This window comes from Halobellus litoreus (genome assembly GCF_024464595.1).
Classification (GTDB): domain Archaea; phylum Halobacteriota; class Halobacteria; order Halobacteriales; family Haloferacaceae; genus Haloquadratum; species Haloquadratum litoreum.
Genome location: NZ_JANHAW010000003.1, coordinates 432,425 through 445,234, shown reverse-complemented (window position 1 = coordinate 445,234; position 12,810 = coordinate 432,425). Strand labels below are relative to the sequence as shown.

The 12,810-nt window shown below is 63.2% G+C and carries 11 protein-coding genes; 10 read left to right on the top strand and 1 reads right to left on the bottom strand.

Translation table 11 applies throughout. From position 1 onward, the window contains the following. The first annotated feature begins 5 nt into the window (after positions 1-5). The 5 genes from NO360_RS16410 to NO360_RS16390 all read left to right on the top strand — a co-directional run bounded on the left by NO360_RS16410 (position 6) and on the right by NO360_RS16390 (position 5,387). The gene (locus tag NO360_RS16410) at positions 6-1,577 is read left to right on the top strand and encodes a class I adenylate-forming enzyme family protein (RefSeq protein ID WP_256308938.1); all 1,572 of its coding nucleotides are present in this window, start codon (positions 6-8) and stop codon (positions 1,575-1,577) included. 108 nt (positions 1,578-1,685) lie between these two features. Beyond that, positions 1,686-2,051: a VOC family protein gene (locus NO360_RS16405; RefSeq protein ID WP_256308937.1), complete on the top strand. Its 366-nt coding sequence runs from the start codon at positions 1,686-1,688 to the stop codon at positions 2,049-2,051. A gap of 230 nt (positions 2,052-2,281) precedes the next feature. Further along, positions 2,282-3,067, top strand: a complete 786-nt coding sequence (locus NO360_RS16400; RefSeq protein ID WP_256308936.1) for an HpcH/HpaI aldolase family protein — start codon at positions 2,282-2,284, stop codon at positions 3,065-3,067. An 87-nt stretch (positions 3,068-3,154) separates the two neighbouring features. Next, entirely contained in the window at positions 3,155-4,087 is a 933-nt protein-coding gene (locus tag NO360_RS16395) for a VOC family protein (protein ID WP_256308935.1), read from the top strand. Between the two features lie 274 nt (positions 4,088-4,361). Then, entirely contained in the window at positions 4,362-5,387 is a 1,026-nt protein-coding gene (locus NO360_RS16390; RefSeq protein WP_256308934.1) for an ABC transporter substrate-binding protein, read from the top strand. Between the two features lie 94 nt (positions 5,388-5,481). Here NO360_RS16390 and NO360_RS16385 read toward each other — a convergent pair whose 3' ends face one another. Further along, positions 5,482-6,570 carry an amidohydrolase family protein gene (locus NO360_RS16385; RefSeq protein WP_256308933.1) on the bottom strand — a complete coding sequence of 363 codons (1,089 nt, stop codon included), beginning with the start codon at positions 6,568-6,570 and terminating at the stop codon, positions 5,482-5,484. Positions 6,571-6,856: 286 nt separating this feature from the next. Between NO360_RS16385 and NO360_RS16380 the strand changes: the two genes are divergently transcribed. From NO360_RS16380 to NO360_RS16360, 5 genes are all read left to right on the top strand, one after another. Further along, on the top strand, positions 6,857-8,005 hold the full coding sequence (locus NO360_RS16380; protein ID WP_256308932.1) for a thiamine pyrophosphate-dependent enzyme: 1,149 nt from the start codon (positions 6,857-6,859) through the stop codon (positions 8,003-8,005). A 6-nt stretch (positions 8,006-8,011) separates the two neighbouring features. Next, entirely contained in the window at positions 8,012-8,977 is a 966-nt protein-coding gene (locus tag NO360_RS16375; protein ID WP_256308931.1) for an alpha-ketoacid dehydrogenase subunit beta, read from the top strand. A gap of 329 nt (positions 8,978-9,306) precedes the next feature. Beyond that, positions 9,307-10,578: a site-specific integrase gene (locus NO360_RS16370; RefSeq protein WP_256308930.1), complete on the top strand. Its 1,272-nt coding sequence runs from the start codon at positions 9,307-9,309 to the stop codon at positions 10,576-10,578. Positions 10,579-10,669: 91 nt separating this feature from the next. Continuing rightward, positions 10,670-11,227, top strand: a complete 558-nt coding sequence (locus NO360_RS16365; RefSeq protein WP_256308929.1) for a VOC family protein — start codon at positions 10,670-10,672, stop codon at positions 11,225-11,227. Positions 11,228-11,847: 620 nt separating this feature from the next. Further along, positions 11,848-12,546: a cupin domain-containing protein gene (locus NO360_RS16360; protein ID WP_256308928.1), complete on the top strand. Its 699-nt coding sequence runs from the start codon at positions 11,848-11,850 to the stop codon at positions 12,544-12,546. Positions 12,547-12,810 lie beyond the last annotated feature (264 nt).

Below are 12,810 nucleotides of genomic sequence, written 5' to 3'. Positions count from 1 at the left end.
GGACGATGCACACGACATCCACCGTCGGGCTGCCGCCGATACACGAACTCTCGGAGATGGCCGCGACCAACAATCCCGATCGGATCGCGTACGGCGAGGCGACCACCGGGCGAGAGGTGACGTGGTCGACGTTCGACGAGCGGAGTCGCCGTGCGGCGAACGCCTTCAGCGAGCATTGCGCGCAGGGCGACCGGGTGGCGTTCCTCTGCGACTGCTCGATCGCGCACAGCATCCTGTTCAACGGCGCGATGAAAGCGGGGTGCATCGTCTCCAACCTTCACACGCGCGCTTCGGCGGAGACGCTGCGGTACTGTATCGACTCGATCCGCCCCCGCGTGCTCGTCGTCGACGAGCAGTTCTCCGCGTTCGTCGAATCGGACCTCTACGACGAGATCACGACCGACCTCAGCGCGGTCATCACGACCGGCACCGAGCGGACTGACTACGAGCAGTCGCACGAACCGCTGATCGAATCGCACGAGGCAGTCGCCCCCGACATCCGCGTCCGGGAGGACGACGTCGCGTCCATCCAGTGGACCTCCGGCACGACCGGGCGACCGAAGGGCTGGTGTCACACCCACCGTGCGCTCTGTCACAAGGCGCTCCACCTCGAAAAGCTCCTCGCACTCGACCGCACTGCGGCCCAGGCGCACGTGTTCACCCCCTCCTTCGCCGCGTGGTACGCGCTGTTCCTCCCCGCCCTGTCGTCGAACGCGACGACGTACTTCCTCTCGGAGTGGGATCCCGAGGCGTACGTCCGTCTGATCGACGAACAGAACCTGACGACCGCGGATCTGATTCCCACGATGTGGCAGGAGGTGCTCCGGCTGGACTCGCTCTCGGAGTACGATCTCGGCTCGCTTGACCGGGTGGTGACAAGCGGCGAGTACCTCGACGAGCGCACGCTCGCCTCCATCCGCGAGGAGATCTGCGAGGACGTGTTCAACAGCTACGCGGCAACCGAGGTCCTGGGCACCGAAATCAGCGCGGCGGAACTGACCGAAGATCGGACGGGGAGCGTCGGCAAGCCGATCTCCGGAACCCGGGTCCGAGTCGTCGAACCAGGCGGCCGACCTGACGCGGTCAGACCCGCGGGGGAGACCGGCGAGATCATCATCAAGGGTCCGGACTGCGCGGCGTGGGCCTGGAACGACACGGAAAAGACAGAGGAGGTGTTCGAGGACGGGTGGTGGTACTCCGGCGACCTCGGATACAAGGACGAAGACGGCTACCTGTACGTCGAGGGTCGGACCGACTTCATGATCAAATCGAAGGGAATCAAGGTCTTCCCGACGCCGATCGAGGAGCGCCTGCTCGAACACCCGGCAGTCGAGCAGGCGGCGGTGGTGGGCGTGCCGGACGACGAGTACGGCGAGAAGGTCGTCGCGGTGGTTCGCCGGACCGACGCCGACGTCGGCCCCGACGAGCTCGAGGCGTGGTGTCTCGAGAGCGACGAAGTCGCCCGCTTCGAGCGGCCGCGCGAGTATCACTTCGTCGACGAGTCGTTCCCCCGGACCGCGACGGAGAAACTCGACCGCGCCGAACTCCGGTCGCGACTGGTTCCCGACCGAGAGTAGCGCGAACAGCCCGGCAGGACTGCCGCCGCTCGGGAGGCCGGCGTCGCGTCCCTCACTTTGGGTACCAATATCGGAATACTTACTACCGTTGCACGGCACTTTCGGAGTATGATCGGCGAGATCGACCACATCGAGATCGAAGCCAGCGACGCGAGCGAGATGGCCGATTTCCTGAAGAAACTCGGCTACGAGGAGCACCGCGAGACCGAACACCACGGCCAGTCGTTCGAACTCGTCCCCGGTGACGGCGACGGCCCGCTCTTCGAGATTCACACCGTCGAGGGCGAGGAAGTCCCCGGTATCAACCACATCGCGTTCGGCGTCGACAACATCGAAGAGATCACTGCGGACCTCGAAGAGAAAGAGGTCGACTCCATCGTCGGTCCCTACCACGTCGAGAAGACCGGCCGCACGATCACCAACTTCCGCGACCCCGACGGCCGCCGCTTCCAGATCGTTCAAGACGACGAATAGCGCGGCCGACGCCGCGTCCGTCCCTCTTCTTTCGGTTCTACCCCGGAGCCGCCGCTCCGGGACTGCCGTCGAGAATCCCCGGGTGTACTCCGCCGATACAGCCGTCGCCGGAGATTCGTCCGATGCCCCCCCGATTCGGTGTCTCTTTCCGCCGACCGCGTCGCCCGCGAGGCCCGTCGAGTGATTCGATCGGAACGTATAACACACTCGCTCCCGCAGTCGCTCCCACAATGGAGCAACGAAACGCCTTCCGGCACGCCATCGAGAACGGTGACGTCGTCTTCGGTGCCCGGTCGTCGACCTTCTCCCCCACAGTGATCGAGATCTACGGCGAACTCGGGATCGACTTCGTCTGGCTGGACTTCGAACACATGGGTCCCAGCCCGTGGGACAGCACCGTCTTCGAGGAACTGACACGGGCGGCCGAAATCGGCGGGACGGAACTGTTCGTCCGGCTCCCGAGCGGCGACCCCTCTCTGATCCGCAAGGTGCTGGACGCGGGCGTCAGAAACGTCTTCATCCCGCGCGTCGACACCGCCGAGGAGGTCCGCGAGGCCGCGAAAGCCGCTCGGTTCGTCTACGACGGGGAACCCGGCGAACGGGGTATGGCGAGCGGTCGTTCCCGGACGTGGGGGCTGTCCGGCGGTGACTACATCGAGACCGAAGACCGGGAGGTGTGCCTCGGCGTGATGATCGAGAAGACGACCGCGGTCGACGAGCTCGACGACATCCTCTCGGTTCCGGAACTCGGCTTCGTGTTCATCGGTCCCTCCGACCTCTCGGTACAGATGGGTCACCCCGGCGAGAAGACGCATCCCGAAGTGGTCGAGACGATCGAGCAGATCACCGAGGCGTGTCACGAGGCGGACGTTCCGACGGGCGTCATCGAGACCGAGCCCGAGGCCATCGAATCGGCCGTCGACGACGGCCACCAGATCATCCGAATCGGGGGCGACCTCGCGTCGATCAAGTCGACGCTCTCGGAACGGCTGGATTCGGTCGACTCGCTGCGGTAACGTCCGGACGCTCGACTCCTTCGGTTCCGGCGAACGTCCGTTCGGAAGGATAGGTTATTATCGGAGACCGACGTGCACTGAGTTGTGATGAATCCAGAACTCGCTCGCCTCGGTCACGTAGCGCTCGAAACGCCCGACCTCGACGGCTCGCTGGAGTTCTTCAGGGACGCCGTCGGCTTCGAAGAGGTCGAACGCGACGGCGACACGTCGTACCTCCGCGCCGTCGACGAGTTCGACCACCACTCGATCGTCCTCTCGGAGGCTGACGAGGCCGGGGTCGACCACGTCGGCTGGCAGACGCGTAAGCCCGAGTATCTCGGAGCCTTCGAGGAAGCCCTCGAGGAGCGGGACATCGACGTGACGTGGATCGACGACGGCGAAGAACTCGGCCAGGGCGAGGCCTATCGCTTCACGACGCCCACGGGACACGAGTTCGAGTTCTACTACGAAATGGAGAAACCCGACCCGCCGGCGGAGCGTCGCTCGAAGCTCAAGAACAAGACGTACTCCCGGACGACGACGAATCCGATCGCGCCCAAGCGAATCGATCACGTCCAGCTGTGGGACCCCGCGGCCAACGACTTCCGGGAGTGGCTCCAGGAGGCGCTCAACTTCCGCGTGCAGGAGCGGTACGACCGCAAGGACGGCTCGCGATGGGGGACTTTCCTCAGCGCCAACGGCAACAAGATCGAGGCCGCGGTGATCGAAGACGAGGACCCGGCGAACGACCCCGCGCTGCACCACATCGCGTACAAAGTGGACACGGCGGACGACCTCTTCGACGCGCACGACGCGATGAACGAGCACGGCATCCCGACCGACGGGATCGGACAGCACTCCATCTCCCGCGGGAAGTTCCTCTACGTGCGCGACCCCGTCAGCGGCCACCGCATCGAGTTCAACGCCGGCGGCTACCTCGTCTTCGATCCGGAGTGGGAGACCATCGAGTGGCAGGAGGGCGATCTCGAAGACCGGCAGTGGATCGGGCAAATCGAGTCGAAGGCCCGCGTCAACTACTGAGGCGACGCGTCCGCGTTTTTGACGAAACGCCGCACGGTCGTGTCCACGACTGTTATTATGTTCTTAACTGCCGATAGCTCCCTGTCAGCCGTCGGCACCCCCCGAGATCCGATGCTCGACGGTACTCTACCGCTTCGATCGCCTCTTTCGCTGGCCGGAACGCGTTCGTGCAACTCGCCGGTGACGAGAGTGCTCTCGTCGTCGCCGTCCGAACGCCGCTGTTGGCGTATATTCACAAACATTTATTTAGTTCGATTATGTTACTCACTTTACGATGCCACTCAAAAACTCGGGTCGCCGATCGTTTCTGAAACACAGCGCCGCGGTCGGGACCGTCGGACTCACCGGCCTCGCCGGGTGTTCGAGCATCACCGGTGGCGGGACGCCGGAACTCGGGCTGGCGTTTACCGTACCCGTCGAGAACATCGCCTCGCTGTTCGCGATCGAAGACATCCAAGAACAACTCACGAACCTCGGCTCGGAGTACGAACTCAACGTCACTCGTGACCAGAGCACGCCGGACTCGCTGAACAAGATGGCGGCGGGCAACGCCGATATGGCGCTGCTCTCGACGGTGAGTTACGCGTCCGCCGTCCGTCAGGAGGCGGTCCCGGGGAACATCTCGATGATCGCGACGGACTTCTGGGACGCTCACCCCGACTGGTACGGCATCACCATCTTCTCGGGCGCGGACTCGGACATCACCGAACCCGAAGACCTCGAAGGAGCGACCATTGGCGTCAACGCACAGGGGACCGGCGTCCACGCGATGATCGTCAAGAAGTTCCAGCAGGTCGGCCTCGACCCCGAGAACGACGCTGAGATCGTCGAACTGCCGTTCCCGACGTTCGTCTCCGCGATCAACGACGGTCGTATCGACGCCGGCGTCTTCCCGGCGATCTTCGCCGTCTCCGCTCGCGGCGAGGGATTCACCGAAGTGTACACCTCACAGGAGACGTGGGACCAGGCGTACCCGTTCGCCTACACCGTCGCCGCGAACAGTTCCATCGACGAGAAGGGCGACGCCATCGCGGCGTGGGGTGAGGACTTCCGCGAGATGGTCAATTACGCCTACGAGAACCGCAGCGAGGTCGTCTCGCTCGCCGCGGAGTACTTCGAGCTTCCCGAGCCGCTCGTCGACGGCTTCTTCCTCACGAACAACGACTACTACCGGCAGGACCTCACGATCGATATGGACCGCCTGCAGTTCACGATGGACGAGATGGTCAACCTCGGGTTCGTCGAGGAGAGCTTCGACGTCACGGAGTACGCGACCAACGACTACATCCCCTCGAACTGACCGCTTCTGCGTCGTCTTTCGCCGATCGGCCACCCGCCGCCGTCCCTGCTTTCCACGTCAATCTACATCGCTGGTCAGGGACTCTTGCGTCTGCCTATACCCCGAACACCTCCATCGCGTTGCCGGCGAGAATCGCGCGGCGGTCGTCGTCGTCGAGCATCGGCAGGTCGTTGATGACCGAGGGACTGTCGAAGTCCCAGTGTGGATAGTCCGAAGCATAGAGCAGTTGGTCCGTGCCGATCATATCGAAGCAGAGTTCGAGCAGATCGTTGCGGGCGGAGATCTCCAGCGGTTGGGTCCCGAAGTAGAAGTCCGTGATGTACTCGCTGGGTCGCGTATCCAGTAGCGGCGTTTCTTCGGGGCGCTTGAGGTACTCCTCGTCGAGACGACTCACCAAGCCGGGTATGTAGGTGACGCCCGATTCCATAAAGACGATGTCGAGGTCGGGGTACTTCTCGGGGACGCCCTGGCAGGCGACGCTGACGATTTGCGACATATTCGACTCGAGGAACCCGAGCGTGTGGGTCTCGATCATCTCCTGATAGCCCGCACGGACGTACTCGTCGAGTCCCGACCCGCCCGTGTGATAGACCACCGGGAGGTCCATATCTTCGCAGCGCTCGTAGATCGGATCGTACTTCCGATTGCCGAGCGGCGGGCTCGCCCCCGCCGTGACGAAGCACGCTCCCACGAACGCCTCCTCGTCCTCGACGCGATCGAGGATCCGAAGTGAGGCGTCGATGTCGCCGTACGGGACCGGCGCGAGGCCGTAGACGCCGTCGTCGGGGTCCAGCACCTCCGCCAACATATACTCGATATATCCCCTCGTAAACGCCTGAATGCGTTCGTCGTCGGCGTTGATTCCGCCTGTAGCGAGGATGAGATGCGAGATCTGCAGGGAGACGTCGACGTCGAGGAAGTCCATTCCCTCGCGGACGCGTTCGGGCTCTTCGGGTTCGTCGGGGTAGTTCGAGTGCTCCCGCAGCACCTTGCCGTAATTCTGTCTGTCGCCCGTCGACGTCGGGAAGAACGAACTGAGCGCCTGCGTGACGCCGGCGTCCTCCCAATTGCTGTTCTTGTACTTCGTGCGCCAGGGCTCGGGCATATACTTCGCGACTTCTGTGAACGAGTCCTGGTAGTGCCAGTCGCAGTCGACGACCCGCTCCTCGGCCGCGTCGATCATCGGGCAATCACCCGGGCGAACTGACCAGTGCTCTCGCTCGATGCCACGGAGCACGAATCTGGGACCGACCAACCGTGGGTGACACTCTCTGCCATACATCACCGATGTACGTCGGCCACGCCATTTAGACGTTTAGGTAACTGGGTTCGACACGGTCGGTCTCGGACTTTTCCAGAGGTGGCTGCCGTACTGTCCGGTCCCGCCGCTCCAATCACCACACGGCGTCAATTCGTTCGGTATATTTATTATCGACACGACAAGTCTACCGACACGGAAGCCACGAGATATGACCGAAAACACCTCACAGGGGGCCACTGAACTGGAAGCCCCGTGGATCACGCAGGACGACCTCCCCGTCACTAAATATCAAATAATAGATGAAAACGGCGAGTACGACCCCGCGGACGTGCCGGACCTCGACACCGAGGAGTTCATCGATCTGTATCGCTGGATGCTCGTCGAGAAGCGGTACGCCGAGCGGATGATCAACCTCCAGCGACGCGGCGAGATGGGGACCGTCGGGTCGAGCCGCGGCCACGAGGCGAGTATCGTCGGGAGCGGCTACGCCCTCGCCGAGGACGACTACCTGCTGGCGATGGGACGCGAAACCAGCGCGATGCTAATGAAGGGGGTCTCACTGCGGGACATTCTGCTCTTCTGGCGCGGCATCGAGGACGCGCAGAAGTACCTGGCCGAACAGAACTGTATGATCGGTATCTCCGTCGGCGGCTACCTTCCCGTGGTCACCGGCATCGGGTGGGGAATGAACATCACCGACACCGACTCGGTCGTCACGGCGCACTTCGGCGACGGCGCGACGAGTACCGGCGCGTTCCACGAGGCGGTCAACTTCGCGGGGGTACTCGACGCCCCGACGATCTTCTACTGTCAGAACAACCAGTGGGCCATCTCGACGCCGTTCGAGAAGCAGACGAACGCCAACTCGATCGCCCAGCGCGCGGTCGGATACGGCGTTCACGGGATCCGCGTGGACGGCAACGACGTTCTCGCGACGTATCACGCGATGAGCGAGGCCCGAGAGCTCGCGCTGCAGGGCAATCCCGTCCTCTTCGAGGGACTCACCTATCGCCGCGAGGGTCACTCCACGAGCGACGACCCCACGAAGTACCGCGATCGAGACGAGGTGAAACCGTGGCTCGACCGCGACCCGATCGAGCGTTACGAGTCCTTCCTCAAGTCGGAAGGACTGTGGGACCACGTCGACAGGGAGGCGATGGTCGCCGAGGTGGACGAGGAGTTCGATGCGGCGATCGAAGCCGCCGACGCGTACGGCCCCCGCGAGGTCGAGGAGCTGTTCGTCCACCTCTACGAGGAGATGCCGCCCGAGCTCGAAGCGCAACTGCGAGAGCTCGAACGCAGCCTGAGCGAACTGGACGACTTAGACGAGCACATCGTGCGGCGACCCAAGGGGTGAGCATCTATGCCTGAAACTATCATCAACGCGATCAATATGGCGCTGACCGAGGAGATGGAACGCGACGACAGCGTCGTCGTCTTCGGCGAGGACGTCGCCGAGACCGGCGGCGTGTTCAGGGCGACGGAGGGGCTGAAAGACCGGTTCGGCGGGACACGCGTGGTGGACACGCCGCTCTCGGAGATCGCCATCGCCGGCGGCGCGGTCGGACTGGCGGTCTTCGGGCTGCGCCCGGTCGCGGAGATCCAGTTCTCGGGGTTCCTCCCGCCGGCGTTCGACCAACTCGTCACCCACGCGAGTCGGATGCGGTGGCGCACCCGCGGCGAGTGGAGCGCGCCGCTGGTCGTCCGAACGCCGTACGGGGCGGGGATCCGCGCGCTGGAGCACCACTCCGAGAGCCTCGAAGGCGCATACGCGCACATTCCGGGACTGAAGGTGGTCATTCCGAGCACGCCGTACGACACGAAGGGCCTGCTCAAGGCCTCGATTCGGGACCCGGACCCGGTGTTGTTTATGGAGCCGAAGCACGTCTATCGGTCGATCCGCGAGGACGTGCCCGACGACGACTACGAGGTTCCGATCGGGGAGGCCGCCGTTCGTCGCGCAGGCGAGGACGTGACGGTGATCTCGTGGGGCGCGATGATGCACAAGACGCTCGAAGCGGTCTCGAAGATCGACGTCGACGCGGAGGTGATCGATCTCAGAACGATCTCACCGATGGACCGAGCGACGGTCGTCGACTCGGTCGAGAAGACCGGTCGCTGCGTGGTCGTCCACGAGGCGCCGAAGTCGGGCGGCTGGGCCAGCGAGATCATCGCCACGATCAACGACGAGGTGTTGATGTACCTCGAAGCGCCCATCGAGCGCGTGACCGGATTCGACATCCCCGTCCCGCTGCTGTCGATGGAGGACTACTACATCCCGCATCCCCCGCGCATCGCCGAAGCGATCGAGCGCGTCGCGGACTACTGACGGCTCGGCCAGTTTTTCTCGCGCAGCGACCTCTCCGGTGTGACGCGTCGTCTCCGACCGATTTCACGCCGTAGCGTCCCGAACTCCTCGGACGCCGGAGTGAAGGGTGCCGCAGTCCGCACTGGAAAATTTGATATCGCGCTATATGATTTATCGCTTAGTGTCCTCGACCGTCGCTATTTCTGTGTTGTTTCGTTGTCTGCTCGGGACAACGACACACCACAAATTATAATATCCTAGATAGAAACGCTCTACCCACCCAAACGGATGCACTTCGAATCACCCACGGACGGAGCGAGCGGGTTTCTCCGGCGGCTCGAAATCGAGATATGACGCCGAAATACGCCCAATTCGACGATTTAGGCGAGTTCGATCGGTTTTATCGGGATGAGATCATTCCAGCGATCCGCGCGGACCCCGCCGTCGAACTCGACCCGACTCGCGAAACGCCGACGTACGCGTGGCTCAAATCGAACTATTCGGGGTTCGTCGAACGACTTCGACGCTCGTACGACCTCTCGCCCGGCCAGTTCTACGAAAAGGTAGGTCTGCCACCTGCCAGCAACGACGACGAAACCGACGGTTGGGGGCTCGATCACGACCCCACCGTTCAGGTATTCGAGGACTACCTCGAAGAACTCGAACGGGACCGAGGACGCGCCTCGACGACGGTGGCCCCGCGCAAATCTCGGTTGAAAACGTTCGCGACGACGTACCGCGACGTCAACGGAACGAGCGACTTGCTCACGCCGCTGCTGGACGAGACCGCCAAACCCGACGAGATCGCCCGGGTCCGCGATACGTTCCGCGTTCTGGACGACGAACTCGGAACGCTCGCCTCGAAAAAGAAGTACGTCTCGGCAGTGAAGAACTGGTACACGTTCGTCGTCGAGATGGGCCGAGGGCTCTACAACCCCGCCGAGAACCTCCTGAACCGGTTCGGGTGGGACGAGGACCCGCGCTACGATCACCCCGCGCTCTCACGCGACGACCTAGTTGCGATGCTCGACGTCGCCGACGCCGACGAGGGTTTCCTCCTCCTCGCGCTCGCCGGGTGGGGACTCCGCCCGGTCGAGGCCTGCGAGCTTCACGTCGATCAACTCGTGCTCGACCCATCCGATCGGGAGGGAACCGTTCCGTACATCGAGTTTGCCGCCGGGGAACGGAAGAACGCCCGTCGGACGCGCGCCACCGTGGAACTACTCGTCGGGGTCGATGCGACCCAACGGCGCATCGACGACCTCGCGGACCGCGACGGCTGGACGGGATACTTGTTGCCCGGCCAATCCCTCGATCGCCCGATGTCGACCGCGACCGCGCGCAGGTGGCTCCGGGACCTCGGAGCGCGCGCGGGGGTGCAGATCGACGGCGGGCATCCGCTCCCGAAGATGGGCCGACGGACGTGGTACCGGCTCTACCGGCAGCAACAGCCCTCGATCGAGGCCGGAACGGCTGCCGTCGCGGCCGCCCAAGGGAGCCGAGACGCGGCGGTCTCCGATCGAAACTACCTCGACGAGCGGACGCGGCGGGAGGCCCGTGCCGAGGCGATGCGCGACCTCGTCCGGGACGAACTCGCCGACGTCTTCGGACCGCGGTTATAAGCTCTCCCTAACGAGGGGTAGCCAGCTCCGGTAGGGCCCCGTCCTAACGCCGGAGAAGTCATACGTCTCCCCCGTGTAGGCCCTCGGAGAGATGACACAGGGACGCGACACTGTCCGGCTTCCGCTCGAACCGCTCCGGCAACGCGTGGCAGAAGCGACCGGTCAGTCGGCCTCGTTCGTCGATCTGACCGACGTCGAACTGGACGGCAACACGCTCGAAATCGCCTTTTCGACGCCCGAGGAGGACGTCCCCGTCGTCGAAGTGGCCGTCGAGAGCCCCGACGGGTCGACCGATACCACACCGGTCAGACTCGACACGCCCTCCGGACTGAAGATCTACGGCGATCTGTTCCGCATCGAGTACGCGGGCCGAGACGCCGAGACGGACGAGATACTCGTTTCCGTCGCTCGCCGGGCGGGCGACGACTGGCAGACTGTTCTCGGATGCGGACAGATGTGGGCGGTCGAAGCCGCCCGAAACGGCGAACCCATTTCGGTTACCTGCCGGGCGGAGACGCCGTCGGTATCCGAAGATGCCGACGACGACGACGACGACGAGTCCGATACCGAATCACCCGAGATCAACCAACCTGACGGTCCCGAGGAATCGACCGAAAGCGGGGGATTTCTCGGACGGTTCGACCGCTGAGCGAGAAAGCAGGCGCGCGGATTTGACCCTCCATCGCTCCGCAACCCGGGGGCGGGGCTACAGCGGAAGTCACGTTTCTGTGCAGTGTGGTTTGGAACGAACAAGCGAGTGAGAACTGTTCTGGTCGTCTCTCAGACACTCGCCATCGTATCTGTTGACTGCTGTCGACGAACGATTTCACCGGGTATTACAGCGCGCTAGTGAATCTATCACAGATCACGAGAGCCACTCGGTTACGGAATGATCTGCATACGCGATACCTACGGTCAGCGCGAACGTTCCTGCTAATACGAGATATACCGTTACAACGTACCGCGCGGAGTGCTCACCGATCCGTGTGGCGAAGGCGATTCCAGTGAGCGGAATCACCAAGAGAGCGACCGCATACCGCGCTTTTCGGAACCAATGCATCTGCCTGTTGTCAGAGGGCCTGTAATATCAGACTTCGGCCTCCCAGTTCGTAACGGTATGAGCGTCTTCCTACGACACGCTCTAAACAGTGATTTGTATTCTAATTTATCGAACAAACCCCTGCGCTCGATTCTTTCTTTTACCAGTGACGCCGACGGGGTGGGTTCGTATTCACCAGTCATTTCCGTCTACCGTGCGACGCCGCGAGTATGGTCCCCGAGATAACCGGCCGACCGCTCGACGACGCCGGTAACCCGACCGACGGCCCTCAACTCGAAGTCGATCCGGACGGACGTGCCATACAACTGTTTTCCGCGTCGCCGCACGCCCTCGCATCGAGTCCGGGGATGGGAATGTGGTCGACGATACTGCAGTACCCGGAATCGAGCGGGAACGGCACTCCAGCGATGCTCGTCTGGCTCGGCCCGGATGCCACCGAACTGCCGCCTCACGTCCATACGAGCAATCGCGAAGTCTTCCGGTCGGTCGAAGGTACGGTGACTGTCGTCGTTGACGGCGAACCGAACCATCTCGAACCTGGTGAACGACTGACCGTCGAACCTGGAGATCCGCACTACTTCAGAAACGACACCGACGGTTTCGTCGCCTTCCACGTCGAAGTCCCTTGGACCAAGACGATCGACACCCAGTATATGTCCGCGGGACTCGACCACGAGGGACATTTCGGGACTGAAGGAGAGTTCGGCGAACCTGATCTCGTTCAGGGCCTGTTGTTGGCCGAGTACGTCGAGGACGAAACGCGAATCGCCATTGCACCGCTCCCTGTGCAAAAGGTGCTCTGGGCTTCCATCGGCCGACTCGCGAGACTGGCTGGTCGCAGCGCGATGGATGAACGGTATTTGCGAGACCGGTTCTGGGAGGCCAGGGTGGAGCAACCCGACGTCTGAGTGACTGTGGGGGGACGTTGACGCCCGTTGATCTCTCCATCCGCCAAGCCGTTACAGTTGTGACTGAAAGACGACAGCTCGGGAAATCCTCGACTGTCCAACGCTGCGAGCGCGACCGTGGTTGCCCGGCATCGCCCAGGAGCATCTGTCTCGTCCCGAGTTCCCGCACACCGCGGTTGACCGGCTGGCTCTCAACCGGTAAACACCAGAAGCCGAGGACTCCCTCAGTCCGCGGACCCACTCATATTTACACCTCGTAGGCGA

Excerpts from the sequence above, each read along its gene's own strand:
- NO360_RS16410 (WP_256308938.1), top strand. The coding sequence starts at position 6 with ATGCACACGACATCCACCGTCGGGCTGCCGCCGATACACGAACTCTCG.
- NO360_RS16405 (WP_256308937.1), top strand. The coding sequence starts at position 1,686 with ATGATCGGCGAGATCGACCACATCGAGATCGAAGCCAGCGACGCGAGC.
- NO360_RS16400 (WP_256308936.1), top strand. The coding sequence starts at position 2,282 with ATGGAGCAACGAAACGCCTTCCGGCACGCCATCGAGAACGGTGACGTC.
- NO360_RS16395 (WP_256308935.1), top strand. The coding sequence starts at position 3,155 with ATGAATCCAGAACTCGCTCGCCTCGGTCACGTAGCGCTCGAAACGCCC.
- NO360_RS16390 (WP_256308934.1), top strand. The coding sequence starts at position 4,362 with ATGCCACTCAAAAACTCGGGTCGCCGATCGTTTCTGAAACACAGCGCC.
- NO360_RS16385 (WP_256308933.1), bottom strand. The coding sequence starts at position 6,570 with ATGATCGACGCGGCCGAGGAGCGGGTCGTCGACTGCGACTGGCACTAC.
- NO360_RS16380 (WP_256308932.1), top strand. The coding sequence starts at position 6,857 with ATGACCGAAAACACCTCACAGGGGGCCACTGAACTGGAAGCCCCGTGG.
- NO360_RS16375 (WP_256308931.1), top strand. The coding sequence starts at position 8,012 with ATGCCTGAAACTATCATCAACGCGATCAATATGGCGCTGACCGAGGAG.
- NO360_RS16370 (WP_256308930.1), top strand. The coding sequence starts at position 9,307 with ATGACGCCGAAATACGCCCAATTCGACGATTTAGGCGAGTTCGATCGG.
- NO360_RS16365 (WP_256308929.1), top strand. The coding sequence starts at position 10,670 with ATGACACAGGGACGCGACACTGTCCGGCTTCCGCTCGAACCGCTCCGG.
- NO360_RS16360 (WP_256308928.1), top strand. The coding sequence starts at position 11,848 with ATGGTCCCCGAGATAACCGGCCGACCGCTCGACGACGCCGGTAACCCG.